The 16,292-nt window shown below is 28.8% G+C and carries 16 protein-coding genes; 5 read left to right on the forward strand and 11 right to left on the reverse strand.

Going from position 1 to position 16,292, the window contains the following annotated elements:
* Positions 1-6 precede the first annotated feature (6 nt).
* Genes dsbI through CAQ16704_RS02975 form a run of 3 tightly spaced genes read left to right on the forward strand, consistent with a single transcriptional unit; the run spans position 7 to position 4,499 of the window.
* Entirely contained in the window at positions 7-759 is a 753-nt protein-coding gene (dsbI, locus tag CAQ16704_RS02965) for a protein-disulfide oxidoreductase DsbI (protein WP_039666807.1), read from the forward strand.
* A 34-nt stretch (positions 760-793) separates the two neighbouring features.
* Entirely contained in the window at positions 794-2,629 is a 1,836-nt protein-coding gene (locus tag CAQ16704_RS02970) for an aryl-sulfate sulfotransferase (RefSeq protein WP_442856708.1), read from the forward strand.
* A gap of 55 nt (positions 2,630-2,684) precedes the next feature.
* Positions 2,685-4,499, forward strand: a complete 1,815-nt coding sequence (locus tag CAQ16704_RS02975; RefSeq protein WP_039667706.1) for an aryl-sulfate sulfotransferase — start codon at positions 2,685-2,687, stop codon at positions 4,497-4,499.
* 166 nt (positions 4,500-4,665) lie between these two features.
* Here the strand turns inward: CAQ16704_RS02975 and CAQ16704_RS02980 are convergent, their stop codons facing one another.
* A complete protein-coding gene (locus tag CAQ16704_RS02980) occupies positions 4,666-6,060 on the reverse strand; it encodes an anaerobic C4-dicarboxylate transporter (RefSeq protein WP_039666809.1) in 1,395 nt (464 codons plus the stop codon).
* Between the two features lie 129 nt (positions 6,061-6,189).
* Positions 6,190-7,458: a M20/M25/M40 family metallo-hydrolase gene (locus CAQ16704_RS02985; RefSeq protein ID WP_039666810.1), complete on the reverse strand. Its 1,269-nt coding sequence runs from the start codon at positions 7,456-7,458 to the stop codon at positions 6,190-6,192.
* A 53-nt stretch (positions 7,459-7,511) separates the two neighbouring features.
* On the opposite strand from CAQ16704_RS02985, the gene CAQ16704_RS02990 reads away from it, so the two are divergent.
* Both CAQ16704_RS02990 and CAQ16704_RS02995 read left to right on the forward strand, forming a co-directional pair.
* Positions 7,512-8,036: a thermonuclease family protein gene (locus tag CAQ16704_RS02990; RefSeq protein ID WP_039666811.1), complete on the forward strand. Its 525-nt coding sequence runs from the start codon at positions 7,512-7,514 to the stop codon at positions 8,034-8,036.
* An 11-nt stretch (positions 8,037-8,047) separates the two neighbouring features.
* Positions 8,048-8,233 (forward strand): hypothetical protein, encoded by a 186-nt coding sequence (locus CAQ16704_RS02995; protein ID WP_039666812.1) that lies wholly within the window; start codon positions 8,048-8,050, stop codon positions 8,231-8,233.
* Here the strand turns inward: CAQ16704_RS02995 and CAQ16704_RS03000 are convergent.
* The 9 genes from CAQ16704_RS03000 to abc-f form a co-directional block, all read right to left on the reverse strand.
* Positions 8,213-8,788, reverse strand: coding sequence for a hypothetical protein (locus CAQ16704_RS03000; protein ID WP_039666813.1), 576 nt, complete (start codon positions 8,786-8,788; stop codon positions 8,213-8,215). The two genes, CAQ16704_RS02995 and CAQ16704_RS03000, sit on opposite strands and share 21 nt — an antisense overlap.
* 2 nt (positions 8,789-8,790) lie before the next feature.
* Positions 8,791-9,666: a tRNA 5-methoxyuridine(34)/uridine 5-oxyacetic acid(34) synthase CmoB gene (gene cmoB / locus CAQ16704_RS03005; protein ID WP_039666814.1), complete on the reverse strand. Its 876-nt coding sequence runs from the start codon at positions 9,664-9,666 to the stop codon at positions 8,791-8,793.
* Positions 9,667-9,704: 38 nt separating this feature from the next.
* Positions 9,705-10,454: a flagellin gene (locus CAQ16704_RS03010; protein WP_039666815.1), complete on the reverse strand. Its 750-nt coding sequence runs from the start codon at positions 10,452-10,454 to the stop codon at positions 9,705-9,707.
* A 28-nt stretch (positions 10,455-10,482) separates the two neighbouring features.
* Complete coding sequence (locus CAQ16704_RS03015) at positions 10,483-10,956, reverse strand: DUF4149 domain-containing membrane protein (protein ID WP_039666816.1); 474 nt, start codon at positions 10,954-10,956, stop codon at positions 10,483-10,485.
* Positions 10,957-10,984: 28 nt separating this feature from the next.
* On the reverse strand, positions 10,985-11,785 hold the full coding sequence (locus CAQ16704_RS03020; protein ID WP_039667707.1) for a HemK/PrmC family methyltransferase: 801 nt from the start codon (positions 11,783-11,785) through the stop codon (positions 10,985-10,987).
* Positions 11,785-12,972 carry a M48 family metallopeptidase gene (locus CAQ16704_RS03025; RefSeq protein ID WP_039666817.1) on the reverse strand — a complete coding sequence of 396 codons (1,188 nt, stop codon included), beginning with the start codon at positions 12,970-12,972 and terminating at the stop codon, positions 11,785-11,787. The genes CAQ16704_RS03020 and CAQ16704_RS03025 overlap by 1 nt, the downstream gene beginning before the upstream one ends.
* Positions 12,973-13,156: 184 nt before the next feature.
* The gene (locus CAQ16704_RS03030; RefSeq protein WP_052244981.1) at positions 13,157-13,396 is read right to left on the reverse strand and encodes a hypothetical protein; all 240 of its coding nucleotides are present in this window, start codon (positions 13,394-13,396) and stop codon (positions 13,157-13,159) included.
* A 52-nt stretch (positions 13,397-13,448) separates the two neighbouring features.
* Entirely contained in the window at positions 13,449-13,673 is a 225-nt protein-coding gene (locus tag CAQ16704_RS03035; protein ID WP_039666818.1) for a hypothetical protein, read from the reverse strand.
* 166 nt (positions 13,674-13,839) lie between these two features.
* Entirely contained in the window at positions 13,840-15,771 is a 1,932-nt protein-coding gene (abc-f, locus tag CAQ16704_RS03040; RefSeq protein WP_039666819.1) for a ribosomal protection-like ABC-F family protein, read from the reverse strand.
* Positions 15,772-16,292 lie beyond the last annotated feature (521 nt).

Raw genomic sequence — 16,292 nt, forward strand, 5'->3', positions numbered from 1 at the left:
CTATTTATGCAAAAGTTTTTTACTGATATTATGAGTACATGGCAAAATACTAGGTTTCCTTGGATTTTAATGATAGTCGTAACTATAGGTCTTACTTTTATAGCTCATTTTTTATTTCAAGAATACCTTTTTATGGAGCCTTGTGAGCAATGTGTTTATATTCGTTTTGCAATGCTTGTAATGGCATTTGGTGGAATTTTAGCCTTAGTAAATCCAAAAAATGATATTTTAAAAATTTTTGCTTATACTTTTGGTTTTTGGGGGATTTGGCTTGGTATAGAATATTGTATATTACTTAATACCATTCATGAAGTAGTTCATTCTGAAAATCCTTTTGGAGGTGTAGATGGGTGTAGAGAAATTCCTTTATATCCTTTTAATCTAGCATTACACGAATGGCTTCCTGGCTGGTTTTTACCAACAGGTGAGTGTGGAATGGATACTCCTGTTGTTCCAGAAGAAGCATATGGAACTTTAAATGCTTTTCAGAAGTTTTTTGTTGGAACTCCTCCTGATTTAGATGATGGGCTTTATAGCAATGGCTGGTATTTAATACCAAGTATTAAATTTATGAATATGGCCATAGCTTGTTTAATAGCTTTTTGTTGTTGTTTAGTTGCTTTAGGTTTTATGTTTATAGGATATATATTATCAAATTTTAAAGCTAAAATTTATGCTGGAATTGTTATTGTTTTGGTTGTTTTATTGAAAATTTTAGGTGAACCAAATACTGAAGCAATTTTAGTTTCTTTAATTTGAAGGTATTAAAATGAAAATTAGTAAAATTGTAAGTATGATATTAGTTGCAAGTTCTGTTGTTATAGCTCCAAGTGTAACTTTTGCTATGGGTGGGCCAAGCGGGGCAAAATTAGATTGGCAAATTCAAGGCAAAATTGGTGCTGTAAAATTAAACCCTTACGGTTTATCACCTCTAACAGCTGTAATCATGGATGGAGGATATAAGTTAAGTAATGTTAAAGTAACAATAGAACCAAAACCAGGTGGTCAAGTCATTTCTTATGGTGTTGATTCTAAGAGAATAAAAACTTATGGGGGGATACCTATTTTTGGTCTTTATCCCTCATATTTTAATACTGTAAAGGTTAGCTATACAAAAACTGCTTTTGGTAAAAGTGAAAAAGTTGTCAATGAAGTGTATAAAATAGCAACTTCAGGAGTTTATATAGAGCCTGCTGGAAATACTGCACAAAGAGGAGTTCCTTTTGAAAGTGTTAAAGTAATAAAAGCGGATAAAGGTTTTCAAGATAGATTATATTTAGTTAATAACGCACCAGGAAAGCAAAATGGTAAAGGTTCTCAATCTGTTTGGAATAACCCAGCAGGTGGTGCTATGGAATGGGATGAAAACTCCAACGTTTTTATTATAGATACCAAGGGTGAAATAAGATGGTATTTTGATAATGCTAAATTGATGGATTGGAATAATATTTACAATCGTGGTATTATGATGGGTTTTCATCAAAATGAGGATGGTGCTTTAACGTGGGGATTTGGTCAAAGATATGTAAAATATGACTTAATGGGTAGAGAAATTTTTAATCGTCAATTACCTTTAGGTTATATTGATTTTTCTCATTCTATGGATAATATGCAAAATGGTAACTATCTTTTAAGAGTTGCTTCTGCTAATGTTAAGCGTCCTGATGGAAAAAACGTTCGCACTGTAAGAGATGTGATTATTGAAGTAGATAAAAATGGAAATGTGGTAGATGAATGGAGACTTTTTGAAATTTTAGACCCATATAGAAGCAATATTATCAAAGCTCTTGATCAGGGTGCTGTTTGTTTAAACATAGATGCAAGCCAAGCAGGTAAAACATTGAGTGATGAAGATTTGGCTAAAATGGATGAGAGTGATGCATTTGGTGATATAGCTGGTACTGGTATAGGAAGAAACTGGGCTCATGTAAATAGTGTAGATTATGATCCAAGTGATGATAGTATAATTATATCTTCGCGTCATCAATCTGCTATTATAAAAATAGGTCGTGATAAAAAAGTTAAATGGATTTTGGGTGCACATAAGGGTTGGAAAGATAAATTTAAGAATGTGTTATTGCAACCTGTAGATAGCAGTGGTAATAAAATTGTATGTGATGATGAATATAGCAAATGTCCAGGTTATGAAAATGAAGAAGGTGGTTTTGATTTTACTTGGACTCAACATACAGCTTTTAGAATAGATGAAAAATCTGACAAGCGATATATTTATATTACTGCTTTTGACAATGGTGATGCAAGAGGTATTGAACAGCCTGCTTTTTCTACTCAAAAATATAGTCGTGCAGTTGTTTATAAAATAGATCAAAACAAAAAAACAGTTGAACAAGTTTGGGAATATGGAAAACAAAGAGGTAATGAATGGTTTTCTCCAGTTACTTCTTTAACAGAGTATCATAAAGATAAAAATTCAATTGTAGTTTATAGTGCAACTGCTGGTATGAGTTTTGATTTAAGTAAAGGTGTTTCTGTTGGTGAGCCTAAGCCTGAAATTGATGAATTTAAATGGGGAGCTAAAGAACCTTCAGTGCAAATTAGATTTACTGGAACAAATTCTGGCTATCAAGCAATGCCTATTGATTTAAATAAAGCTTTTGGTGCTAAATAAATTAAAATCCCAATCATTATTATATGGTTGGGATTTTAAAGGGGATATTATGAAAATGAGTAAGATTTTAAGTACGATATTGCTTACTAGTTCTATTATGATTGTTACTTCAAATACAGCCTTGGCTATTGGAGGTCCAAGCGGGACAAACTCTTATAAAGCAGCTGGACAGATAGGAGCTATTTATATGAATCCTTATAAAGTAGCTCCTTTGACTGCTATTATTTCAAATGGTGGTTATAGTTTAACTGATGTAGAGGTTGTTGTAAATGCAAAAACTAAAAATGGAGTTGATATAAAATATAAAGTTTCAAATAATGAAGCTAGACAACATGGAGGAATTCCTATTTGGGGTCTTTATCCTGATTATATTAACGAGGTTATCGTAAAATATAAAAGAAATGGAAAAGCTATAAAAGAAACTTATAAAATTTATGCACCACCAGTTTATGCAAAAGGACCAGGAGTTGATCAAAAAAATGTTTTTCCAAAAGCAAAAGTTATAAAGACTGATAAAAAATTTAGAGATAGTCTTTATTTGATTAATCATTTAATGCGTGCACCTTTATCAAATGCAGCGCAAGCTGTTTGGAATAACCCAGTAGGTGGCGCTATGGAATGGGACTTAGAAGCTTATGTTTGGATTATAGATTCTAATGGTGATATAAGATGGTATTTAAAAACTGATGAAATTAGAGATCCTGATAATATTTACAAAAAAGGTAATATGATGGGATTTTTTCAAACTAAAGATGGTGCTCTTTTGTGGGGAATGGGTCAAAGATATATGAAATATGATTTGATGGGTAGAGAAATTTTTAATCGTCGATTACCACTTGATTATATTGATTTTTCACATCATATCGAAGAAACATCTAAAGGTAATTATCTTTTAAGAGTTGCTTCTGCTGATTATAAGCGTTCTGATGGAAAAAATGTTCGTACCGTAAGAGATGTTATTGTTGAACTTGATCCTAATGGTAAAGTTGTTGATGAATGGAAAACATTTGAAATCTTAGATCCTTATCGTTCTACGAATATTTTAGTACTTGATCAAGGTGCTGTTTGTTTAAATGTTGATGCTAGTAAAGCAGGAACAACAGCTTCTAAGGAAGAATTAGAAGATCCTAATATGCCTTGGGGAGATGTTACTGGCGTTGGTGCTGGAAGAAATTGGGCACATATTAATAGTGTTAATTATGATCCAAATGATGATAGTATTATTCTTTCTGTGCGTCATCAAAGTGCAGTAATAAAAATTGGACGAGATAAAAAAATCAAATGGATTTTAAGTGCTTTTGATGGTTGGGAAGATAAGTTTAAACCCTATTTGCTTCAACCAATTGATAAAAATGGTAAAAAGATATTTTGTGAAAATAGTAAATGCCCAGGTTATGAAAATGAAGAAGGTGGTTTTGATTTTACTTGGACTCAACATACAGCGTATTTAATTCCTAGTATGTCAAAAAAAGGAATAAGTTATGTTTCTGTTTTTGACAATGGAGATACAAGAGGTATGCATCAACCCGCTTTTTCTACTCAAAAATATAGTCGAGCGGTTGTTTATAAAATTGATGAAAACAAAAGAACAGTTGAACAAGTTTGGGAATATGGAAAACAAAGAGGATTTGATTGGTATTCTCCTATAACTTCAGTTTCGCAATATTTTCCAAATACACAGAGTATGTTTATTTATTCAGCAACAGCTGGACTTGGAAAATTTCTTTTAAATCAAGGCGAAACTATGCCAATTCTTAATGAAATAGATTATAAAAGTGGTAAAGAACTTGTTGAAATTCGTTTTGAGGGAATGGGAGCAAGTATAGGATATAGAGCTTTGCCAATCAATCTTAATAAAGCTTTTGAATAAAATTAACCTCTACTTGAAAAGTAGAGGTGTATTATATTAGCACAAATAAGAATTTTTACAAATATAATTTTAAATTGTAACAAAATACAGATTTTATTTTTTAAGATTATAGTTTTCGAATATAATTTTTTAAATACTTCTCTCTTTGAGGAGAGAAGTATTTATTTTATAAATAGCCAAAACTTAAAGCTAAAAAGTAGCCTACTATACAAGAAACAATAACACCAATTAGACCTGGTAAAATAAAACTATGATTGATAACAAATTTACCAATTTTGGTAGTTCCTGATCTATCAAATTGTATAGTAGCTAAGTCACTTGGATAAGTTGGTAAAATATAATATCCATAGCAAGCTGCTGCAAAAGCTACAATAATACCCGGTTCAACTCCAATTCCTAAAGCAAGAGGAACAAATGCTGCAATTGCAGCTGCTTGGGAATTAACAAATTTAGAGATAAGTAAAAGCATAACAGCATAAGTCCATGGGTGATTTATAACAATATTACCTAAAGATTCTTTCATCATAGGAGTATGAACTGCAAACATAGTATCTGCCATCCAAGAAATTCCAAAAACTGCAACTAAGGCTATCATACCTGATTTAAAAATTTCATTTTTAGCAATTTTACTTGCATCAAGTTTTGTAAATATGATTAGTGCTGCACCTGCTAAAAGCATAAACATTTGTATGGTTGCAACCATATTCATAGGTTTTGTTACACCTTTTGAGGTAAATTGAGGTCTAAGTTCTGGGAAGGCCCCGAGTATAGCTACTATTGCAATAGCACCTAAGAAAATCCACATAGCTACCCATTGAATAGTTGGAAGTTTTTGACCAAGAAGAGTCTTGCTATCGCCATAGATATATTCTTTTTGCTCTGGATCTTTAATTCTTTCTTGAAAATCTTCATCTTTATCAAGATCTTTTCCTCTAAACCAAGAAAAAATTCCTATAGCTAAAACACCGACTAAAGTAGAAGGTATGGTAATAGCAAGTAAATCTACATAACCATCAAAACCTGCTAGTGGATTTTTGTTAATTTCTGGATTTAAAAGTAAAGCAGTTAAACTTACAACAGCAACTGAAACAGGACTTGCAATAACTCCAAGTTGAGATGATATACTTGAAGCAGCCATCGGTCTTTCTGGACGAATTCCATTTTTAATGGCAATATCATAAATAATAGGCATCATAGTGTAAACTACATGTCCTGTTCCACAAAGCATGGTAAGAAAACAAGTTACAAAAGGAGCTAAAATAGTTAAGAATTTAGGATTTTTTCTTAAAACTTTTTCTGCAATTTGTAGCATTACATCTAGACCACCACTAGCTTGTAAAGTTGCACTTGCAACAACAACAGCTAAAATGGTTAACATAACATCAATTGAAGGTTTTCCAGGTGCAACAGCAAAACCAAAACTTAGAACTAATAATCCTATACCTCCTAGTAAACCTAAGGCTATACCACCCTTTTTTGCTCCATAAAAAAGACAAATGAGTACTACGGCTAATTGAATACTAAATTGAGTGCCTTCACTAAGGCTGGTTAGCATTTCCATACTTTCTCCTTTTTTAAATATGCAAGAGTATAATATGAGTTTTATTAAAAGTAAATAAATTATTTATATTTTAAATAAATATTTACCAATATTTTGAAATTATTCATCAAAATATTGGTTTTTTATGTTTTATTGGTAGTTTTTTAAGATGGCAAAAAGAATTTTGCTGATTTTTTCGATAGAAGATATTTCACATTTTTCATCAGTGGAATGAGGACTATATATATTTGGTCCTATGGAGCAGCATTCTAGAGGTTGTTTTTCACTTATAACTCCACATTCTAAACCAGCGTGTATGGTATAAAGTTTTGCATTTGGGTTTTCTTTTTTAAAATAACTTAGAATTTCTTCTCCAAAATTTGTGTCTTTATTAGCCCAAGGTGGATAAAAATTTGCACTCAAGACTTCACAATTTTGCATTTTAAAATAAGTTAATGTTTCAAATTCTATGTTTTTAAGCTCTTGTAAATCATTGGATCTTGCAAAGAGTTCAAAATGAAATTTACCATCTTTTTCATAAGCTAGTGAAAGATTTATACTTGTTTGGACTAAATTTAGTTTATGATTAAAAGTTCTTACTCCTTGTGCAAAAGCATTAATAAGATTTAAAATGATTTGGGAATTTTTATAGTATTTTCTTTTGATTTTACCCAAATAATTTACTTTAAAATGATTGTTTTCTTTTGGAGGATTTTTAAAAAAAACTATGATTTTGGCATGTTTTGGTATAGAGTTGATTCTTTCACCCGCATTAAATTCGCAAAGCTCACCTTGATTTTGAGAGATGAAATAACTTACTTCTTTAATAGATGATTTGATATTTTTCACTATATCAATCCCTGAGTGACCACCCTTAAATCCGTTGGCTTCTACCTCATAACAATCTTCTTCTTTTTCATCTATTTCTAAATTTAAATTAGCAAAAATATCTACTCCACCTGCACAACCTATAACTACTTCATTATCACTTTCATGATCTAAATTTAAAAGCTTATTTGAAATTATAGTGTGTGAAAGATTGTTTGCTCCACAAAGTCCAACTTCTTCATTATTTGTAAAAAGGCATTCAATGTTTTCAAATTCTTTTAATGCCTGCATCATTAAAGAAACACCTATACCATTATCTGCACCTAAGCTTGAATTTTTTGCTTTTAAATATCCATTTTCTTCATATATTTGTATATTCGGAGCTTCTCCCATGCAAACCATATCATAATGGCTTTGTAAGCAAATTTTTGGATTGCCTTTGTATGTATGGATATTTCCAGCTTCATCGATATTTACCTGACAATTTTGATTTTTAGCAAAATCAACAAGAAAATCTTTTAATTCTTCAGTTTTAAAACTACAATGTGGTATTTTAGTTATTTGTTTAAAATTTTGTATAATTTCTTGCATAAATTTCCTTTTTTTGCTGTAATTATGACATATTTTTATATAGATGAGATTAAATGAAAAATTTAAACAGAAAAATAAAATTAATAATAAGTTTTTTAAATGATCCTAGAAAAATTATAATCTTACTTTTTTTAATTGTTTTTACTTATGTTTTAAATTATGATGATAATTCTTATGTTGAGGCTAAAATAATTAATATATTAGATGGAGATACTATTGAAGCTCAATTTTATGAAAAAAAACATAAAATAAGACTTTTTGGAATTGATGCTCCAGAAAATGATCAAGCTTATGGAAAAACATCTATGCAATTTTTAAGCACTATTATATTAAACAAAGAAGTAATTTTGAATATTAAAGGCGAAGATAAATATGGTAGAATTTTAGCAATTTTATACTTAAAAGATAGAGATATCAATCAAGTGATGGTTAAAAATGGCTTTGCTTGGGCTTATGAATATTATAGTGATTTATATTTAAAAGAACAAAATCAAGCTAAAGAAAATAAAAAAGGATTATGGAAAGATGAAAATCCTATAGAGCCACATAAATGGCGTAAACAAATAAGATTAAAATAAGGTAGTAAAAAATGTTTAAAAAAATATGTTTTTTTGGATTTTTAGTTTTGTTTTTTAGCGGTTGTTTTGTAAATGAAAGAGGGATTTCTAATCGTTTTTATGATGATTGTAAAGAATACTATGATGCTAGTGGGATGTATCACAAAGAATGTCCAAAAAATTGGGTAGATTTACCATTAACTCCCGATTCCTTTTAAAGCAGCGTTAAGCTCCCTTTGTTGAGAAGCCTCTTGTTTGGAAGGTTCTTGTTTAGAGACTTCTTGTTGGTTTTTACTCGTATTGGTTTTACTTTGTTTTAGTTTAAAAATATGATCATCTGTAGTTATAACTTGAAAAGAGGCATCAAAAATCTTAATTTCATTTACAAACCCTACAACTTTAACCTCTCTTTTTCTTGAATCATCACTAAATAAAGCACTTGCTTCAAGATTTAATATATCTCCTACTTTTAAAGGTGCATAGAAAAAACTTCTAGAACCTATTAAAACACTAAATTCCTTATTGATAGCTGCTTGTGCTATATAATTTGCTGCATTAAATACAAAACCACTGTGTACTAATCCTAATTCATCAACAGCCATATCATGTGTTGTAATTAAAATACCTTTTGCAAAGTTTTTTTCTATATGAGAAATGCTACCAGCAAGATTATTGTTTATACCAGGACAAGTTATGAGTTCTGACTTAATTCGATTTAATTCTTCTGGATCTATTAGTTCTTCAATGCTAACAGCACTTACTGTTTTTGCCATTTTTACACCTTTAATTTAACATAAATTCTTTTTGGTGCTTCATAGCCTTCGCAAGTTAAATTTGAGTCGTTTTGATCTAAGAATTGATCCAAAGAATATGAATCTATCCACTCTGTTTTTCGTTGTTCAACTTTATCAGTTTGTTTAGTTGCTATAACTTCAAAATTTTTAAAACCTGCTCTATAACACCAATTTCTTAAACCTAATATCGACGGAATAAAAAAAATATTTGATATTTTAGAGTAAGTTTTTTGTGGAATGAGAGCTATTTCTCTTTCATCTTCTATATACATAGTATCTAAAAAGACTATACCATTTTTATTTAGAGATTGTTTGAGTTGTTTTAGCATAGTTATAGGATCGCTACGATGATAAATTACACCAAGACAAAAGATAACATCAAATTTAATGTGATAATTTGGCACATCGGCTACACCTAAGAGTTCATAGTGTATTGGGGTTTTTGCTATAGAATTTAAAAATAAAAATTGTAAATAATATTTAATAGATGGATCAAAACCTATAATTTTTTGAGGATTAAATTCAAGCATTTTAAACATATAATAACCATTATTACATCCAATATCTGCCACTACTTTGTTTTCAATATGGGACATGTGATCTTTTAAAATATTGAATTTGACAAAACTTTGCCATTCTGTATCTATAAATAAATCATTAATTTTAAAAGGTCCTTTACGCCAAGGTTTTAATTCTAAGGCGATATTTTTAATTTCGCTATCTAAATTTTTATTGCAAAAAATATCAAAACTTTCATTTATAGTATAATCTGAGTTTTGAACTTTTGCACTAAGTTTTTGAATTTTTTCATATAAGGGGTGTTTTAAAATTTGCTTTAATAAAGCATTATTTTGCATATTTTTCCTTGAAAAACTCCCTTATTTGGGAGTTTTTATTATTGAAGTAGGCTTGCTAGTTTAGTTTGTAATATTATATTTGAGTGAGCATTTGCAAATAAAAATGCATTTTCTTTGAGATAGTTAGCATTAAAGTCATTAATGTTTTGTGCTATGTCGTTATTTTGTAATTTACTTTCAGCATCTTTAACATTAATACTAGTTTGCATAGATGAATTAATATTAGAGTGGATTGCATTAATTCCAGCACCAATATCTGCACGTAAAGAGCCTATTTGATCTTGAAAATCACGAATTCCATCTTGATTTTCAAGGTTTAAATTTGCTGTACTTGGCTGATTTAAATTGATGTTTTCAACACCAGTACCAACGACAAAATCCATACTTTGAAAAACATTTTTCCCATTAAAAGTAGCATTGGAAAATGCATCATTGATAGAAGTCACAAGTTTATTTGCTTCAGCATTTAGCATACTTTTTTGTCTATCATTTAAGGCAGCATTATTTGAACGTATCGATAGTTCATTAAGTCTATCTGCTGTAGCTGAGATGTTATTTAAAGCTGAATCAGCAATTTGTAAAACACCTATTGCATCATAAGCATTTAAAACACCTTGATCTATAGTGCTATATTGATTTCTTAAAGAATCAGCTATAGCTAAATTTGCCCCATCGGTTCCATCTATAGCACGCATAGCAGCTATATTTTCTAAAGCTTTTTCTTGATTTTTTTGAGCTTGATTTAAATAATGATTTTGTTGAGTTGTTCCTATATCACCTATTTTCATCTTTGACTCCTTTTAAAGACTTTATTAATTATATCATTTTTTTTTGTTTAAAATTTAAAAAAAATAAAATAACTTGTGATAGCATAATAATTTTCATCACAACTTCACTTGCATCATGAATTTTTATAAATTCTTGAGTTTTAGTCGCTTTTTCTCCTAAGTTTTGTGCTTCTAAAACATAAGCAGTGAAGTAAAATACAAAAAGCAAGCTTAATACCAAAATAATTGAAGAAAGCATAAATTTTGAAAAATTTATTTTAAAAGTTAAATTTTTATCTTTAAATGAAAAAATTTCCATTAAAATAGACAAAGTACTCACACCTAGTAAAACATAACCAAATTGCACAAAAATATGTGTCATCAAAAGCCCACTTTGAAAATGGCTTAAAATCCCTTCACCTATAAATTTAGCAGGATAAAATATAGTTGGAGCTAAAAATACACCTATGCTAATTTCAATCCCTACTAAACTTGCTAGCAAAAATAAATATATTGATTTCATTGTCTTCTCCTAATAAAATAATTATAATTTAATTTTTTAAATTCCATGCAATAAAGGCTCTATCAAAACCATTGTAATCCTGATAAAAAGTGACCTTAAAGCCATTTTCTTCTAAAATTTTATTTAAAATCACTTTTTGATCATAGCCAAACTCACATGCTAAGACTTTTGTTTTTTGATTTTTAGCAAAAAGAATAATTTCATGTAAAATTTCCCAGCCATTATTTCCACCAAATAAAGCATTGTGTGGTTCATTTTGTACCCATTTATCTATAGGATAATCATTTTTAATATATGGAGGATTAGAAAAAATAAAGTCAAAATTTCCTTGCATGTTTTTAAAATCACAAAGTTGAAAATGGATTAAATTTGAAACATTATGAAAATCTGCATTTTTTTTAGCAAGTTCTAATGCCTTTGGATTAATATCACAAGCTTGTATAAAAGTTTGTTTTAGCTTTGCTAGACAAATACTTAAAATTCCACTTCCAAAGCCAATTTCAAGTATATTTTTAAAAGAATGATGATCTAAAATTTCTAAGCATTTTTCAAGTAATATCTCACTATCAAAACGCGGTATCAAAACCCCTTTTTCAATAAAAAAATCTAAGCCATAAAATTGTGTTTTTTTAAATAAATATTCAAAAGGCTCACCGTTTAAAAATCTATCTATATAATCAAAAAAAATTTTTTCATCAATTTGAAATTCAGGATTTAAAAAAATCCAAGCCTTATCTTTTTGCAATAACTCACAAAGAATAAAAAGTATATATTCTTTTTGAGCAGGACCTTTTGTATAAGCTTGCTTTAAAGCTTGTTTGATTGAAATCATTGCAAAGCTTTGATTCTATCATAAATACAAGGATGGCTTAGGTGAAAGAAAGTATAAATTTTACTTGTTTTAACAAAGGCTTTATTTTCTTTTGCTAAGGCTATGAGGGCATTTTTCATATCTTCTTTAGAGCTTAGTTTTGCTCCATGTAAATCAGCATTAAATTCATTTTTTTGACTCATTTTATTAAGCAGTGGAGAAATAATAAAAGTAAAAATATTTCCAAAAATCAATAAAAGTGCAAAAACTCCAGCATTCACTCCATCTAAATGACTTTCAGTGTAAAAAAAGCTTGGTAAATGTGCGAAAATAAAAAATAAAGCAAAAAGCATCAAAGCACTAGTAAATAACATTTTTAGCAAATCTTTATGCACAAAATGTCCTAATTCATGACCCAAAACAGCAATGAGTTCTTTTTCTTTTAAGGCATTTAAGAGCGTGTCAAAAAGCACCACTCTTTTGCTTTTAAATAAGCCGCCAAAATAAGCATTTAATCTTTTATCCCTTTTGCTTGCATCAATAACATAAACACCATTTGCACTAAAACCACATTTTTGCATTAAATTAGTAATCTTTTCTAATAAATTTTCATCTTCAAGTTTTTTCATTTTGTTAAACATTGGTGCTATGAGGGTAGGGTAGATGAGGTTTATAATAAGTATGATTATAAAGCTTAGAGCAAAAGCTACCATCCACCAGTATGTGCTAAAAAATTCAAAGCAAAAAACCAAAGCATAGATAATTAAAAAACCAAAAATAAGCATTAGAGCTAAAGATTTGATACTATCTTTAACAAAAAGTGCTAAAGTCATATTTGAAAAGCCGTGTTTTTTATCTTTTACAAAGCTTTCATAATAACTAAGTGGTAAATTTAAAATACTAATAATTAATAAAAATACAAGTAAAAATAAAGTATTTTCCAAGATAGAATTTTCTTTTATAAAAATTTCTTTTAAATATAAAAAGCCAAAGCTAATCCAAGAAATGTTAATTATCAGATTATAAAGATTAGAAAAGATTTTGTATTTTTCATTTTCTATGGCGATATTTGCAGCATTTTTATAATCATGCTCATTTAAAATAATTGCTTGTTTTTCTCTTTCTTTTTTTAAAAAAGAAATTTGCATATAAGATATGAAAATCAAAAAAGCTGTGTATATACATAAAATAGTTATTAAAGTCATAGTTTTTCCATATTTTTTTTAAAAGTATGCAATAAGAAAGTAAATAAGCATAGGTAATTACCTATGCTACTTAAGAAGAATTCTTGATGATATTAATTTTAGAATGAATATTTAACACCAATATTGCCAGTTATATAAGTTTCGTCGGTATTGTCATCTTTGTTATCTAGGATTTGTTTAGCACCTATACTAAGATCAACAGAAGGTTATCTGTTACACTAATGTTACTTCCAATAAGAATTCTACCAAAAGTTTTATCTTTTTCGACACCAGCTACATGATAATTCATATCACTTCCTATAAAGTGGTCTTTAAAATCATTTCCACTTGTAGCAAAGAATTGTTCAATTTTTGGAGTAATATAGAAATAGCTACCACCATCAAATCCTTTTCTAAACTCTGCTCCAATTTCAGCATCTTGCATTGAGCCATCTATATTAAAATACTTTTACATTTATATTTAAGTTATTGATGAGTTAATTTGTTTTACCATCGAAGCTAGATCTGATGACAGAAGAGGTATTGTAAGTAGAACCTGTATCTTTTTCTAATGCAAAAAAGTAGCTTCCGTTTTTATTTGTATCTTTTAGGTCATTATCACTAAATGCAATCTCCCCCCCCCCTATAACAGCATGAGTTGAGTTAGCTACCATAGTAGCAACGCAAGCTGATAGAAAAATTTTTCTTGAATTTTTCATCATTTAACTCCTCAATAAAATTAAGATTTGAGATAATGTTATATCTTTATATATATTAAAAAATAATAAATATTATAATAAATAAATATTTTTTATATGTACTATAAAAATAAACAATATTAAGTAAATTTATTTATAGTACAAACAAAGATTAACTTTTTTAAATATCTTATTCTTCAAATTTTTCAAGAATTTTAAAATACTCTTCTTCCAAGATAATTAATTTTTCTTCTTTTTCTTTTAATTCTTCATAAAGCTTATTAATTCCAATTTTCTGATAAAGCTCAGGATCGGATAGAGAATTTTTAATTTCTTTGATTTCTTCTTCTAATTTGTGAATTTTATCAGGATATGAGTTTAAAATTTCATTTTCCTTGTAGCTTAGTTTTTTGTTTGATTTTTCTTTTGTTTTTACACTTGTTGTAGTGTTTATTTCTAGGTTTTTAGAAAATTCTTCAAAGTCTTTGTATTCTTTTTCATTTTCTAAATATTCGCTATAGGAAAGAACTTCTATATTGATATTTGCATTATCTTCAAAAGCATAAAGTTTAGTTGCTATTTTATCAACAAAATATCTATCATGCGAGACAAGTAAAATTGCACCTTCAAAAGAAAGCAAATATTCTTCTAAGATGTTAATTGTGGCTATGTCTAAATCATTTGTTGGTTCATCTAAAATCAATATATCATATTCTTTAGTAAAAAGCAAGGCTAGGGCAACTCTATTTTTTTCGCCCCCACTTAAAACACTCACACTTTGTTCTAAAAATTCTTTTGGAAATAAAAATTGTTTTAAATACCCATAAACATGCATATTTTTACCACGCACTTGTATATGATCACCACCATTTGGACAAAAAATTTCTAAAAGTTTTTTATCAGTATTGAGCAAGCTTCTGCTTTGATCAAAATAGCCTATTTTAATTTCACCTCTTTTAATCTCTCCGCTATCAAGTGGAATTTTATCAAGTAAAATTTTTAAAAAAGTGGATTTCCCACAGCCATTTTTACCTACTATAGCTATGCGCTCACCTTGTAAAATTCTTGCGTTAAAGTCTTTAAAAAGTGTTTTATCTGCTATGGATTTTGAGATATTTTTAAGCTCAAAAAGCATTTTTTTGCGGTTTTGACTTTGGGTTTGGTTGAAATTTTTACTAGCTCTTTTGATTTCAAGTTGTAAGCGTTTGATAGCTCCTGGATTTTTTTTAGCTTCTTCGCGCATTTTAAAAATTCGCTCTTTACGCCCTTCGTTGCGTTTTAGTCTAGCTTTTACACCTCTTCTTAGCCATTCTTCCTCGCTTTTTAGTTGTTTAAGCAAGGTTTCATGGCTTTTTGCTAAAGAAGCTAAAATGGCTGCTTTTTTTTCTAAATACTGGGTATATCCACCTTCAAAAACACTTAATTTTCCCGCTTCTATTTCTACGCATTTTTGTGCTATAGCATCGATAAAATATCTATCATGAGAGATAAAAATAACACACATCTTAGAAGCTTTTAATCTTTCTTCTAAAAAGCTACTCATATATACATCTAAATGGTTGGTTGGTTCATCAAGTAATAATATATCAGGATTTTTAAGCAAAAGCGTGCAAAGTCCTACGCGTCTTATCTCGCCACCACTTAAAGAGCAAAGTGGTCTGTCTTTGTATTCTAGTAGTTTAAACTCTTCTAATATTCTTTGTATTTTTTGGTCTAAATTCCATGCGTCTTTTGAGTCTATAAATAAACTTAATTCATCTACTTTTTTTAAATATTCTTTGTTTTCTGGATCAAGTGCTAATTTTTCATTATAAATTTCAAATTCTTTTAAGGCTTGATAAATTTCTTCAAGTTCTTTTTTGACGGCTTCGCTTACGCTTAAGGTGCTTTCAAAGCTTACTTGTTGGCTTAGCATACCTATACTAGCGTTATTTTGCTTAATCATCCTACCACTATCTAATTTTAAAGTTCCTACAAGAGCTTTTAAAAAGCTTGATTTTCCTTCGCCATTTTTGCCTATAATGGCAATTTTTTCTCCTAAATTTGCACTAAAATTTGCATTTTCTAAAACTATTTTTGTGTTAAATTTTTTATTTGCATCAATTAAATCTATTAAAGCCAAATTTCTTTCCCAAATATTTTTTTGCGATTTTACTTTAAAAAGTATTAATTTTGCTTAAATAAAATTACGCCATGAGAGTGTTTGTTTTTTTTATTTTGCTAGTTTTATTTTTTGCTTTGGCAAATTGGTATATTTATAAAAGATTTTTAAGTAGAGTTGTTTTTTTAAAGTCTTATAAAAAAATAATATTAATTTTTATTTTTTTAGTTTTAATACTTGAAATTATTTTTTTTATAAATATGCGTGGGGATTTTTTGCATGAAAAATTTTATTATATTTTAGCGATTTTTCCTACTATCACTTGTTTTTTCTTACTTTTTGGATTGATTTTTGAGTTTGGAACTTGGATTTTTTTTAATGAAAATAAAAAAGAACAAATTTTTAGCTCCCAAAGAAGAAAATTTTTAAAATTAATTTTTGATTCTTGGCTTATTATACTTAGTGTTAGTATGGTGTTTAGGGGTTTTGCAAATGCTATTAGTACGCCCAAGGTTAATGAAATAGATATTAAAATTAAAAAT

Source organism: Campylobacter sp. RM16704 (genome assembly GCF_000816245.1).
In the GTDB taxonomy this organism is placed as follows: Bacteria; Campylobacterota; Campylobacteria; order Campylobacterales; family Campylobacteraceae; genus Campylobacter_D.

Excerpts from the sequence above, each read along its gene's own strand:
- cmoB (WP_039666814.1), bottom strand. The coding sequence starts at position 9,666 with ATGCAAAATAATGCTTTATTAAAGCAAATTTTAAAACACCCCTTATAT.
- CAQ16704_RS02985 (WP_039666810.1), bottom strand. The coding sequence starts at position 7,458 with ATGCAAGAAATTATACAAAATTTTAAACAAATAACTAAAATACCACAT.
- CAQ16704_RS02980 (WP_039666809.1), bottom strand. The coding sequence starts at position 6,060 with ATGGAAATGCTAACCAGCCTTAGTGAAGGCACTCAATTTAGTATTCAA.
- CAQ16704_RS02975 (WP_039667706.1), top strand. The coding sequence starts at position 2,685 with ATGAGTAAGATTTTAAGTACGATATTGCTTACTAGTTCTATTATGATT.
- CAQ16704_RS02995 (WP_039666812.1), top strand. The coding sequence starts at position 8,048 with ATGTTTAAAAAAATATGTTTTTTTGGATTTTTAGTTTTGTTTTTTAGC.
- CAQ16704_RS03030 (WP_052244981.1), bottom strand. The coding sequence starts at position 13,396 with ATGCAAGATGCTGAAATTGGAGCAGAGTTTAGAAAAGGATTTGATGGT.
- CAQ16704_RS03025 (WP_039666817.1), bottom strand. The coding sequence starts at position 12,972 with ATGACTTTAATAACTATTTTATGTATATACACAGCTTTTTTGATTTTC.
- CAQ16704_RS03010 (WP_039666815.1), bottom strand. The coding sequence starts at position 10,454 with ATGAAAATAGGTGATATAGGAACAACTCAACAAAATCATTATTTAAAT.
- CAQ16704_RS03015 (WP_039666816.1), bottom strand. The coding sequence starts at position 10,956 with ATGAAATCAATATATTTATTTTTGCTAGCAAGTTTAGTAGGGATTGAA.
- dsbI (WP_039666807.1), top strand. The coding sequence starts at position 7 with ATGCAAAAGTTTTTTACTGATATTATGAGTACATGGCAAAATACTAGG.
- CAQ16704_RS03035 (WP_039666818.1), bottom strand. The coding sequence starts at position 13,673 with ATGATGAAAAATTCAAGAAAAATTTTTCTATCAGCTTGCGTTGCTACT.
- CAQ16704_RS02970 (WP_442856708.1), top strand. The coding sequence starts at position 794 with ATGATATTAGTTGCAAGTTCTGTTGTTATAGCTCCAAGTGTAACTTTT.
- CAQ16704_RS02990 (WP_039666811.1), top strand. The coding sequence starts at position 7,512 with ATGAAAAATTTAAACAGAAAAATAAAATTAATAATAAGTTTTTTAAAT.
- CAQ16704_RS03000 (WP_039666813.1), bottom strand. The coding sequence starts at position 8,788 with ATGGCAAAAACAGTAAGTGCTGTTAGCATTGAAGAACTAATAGATCCA.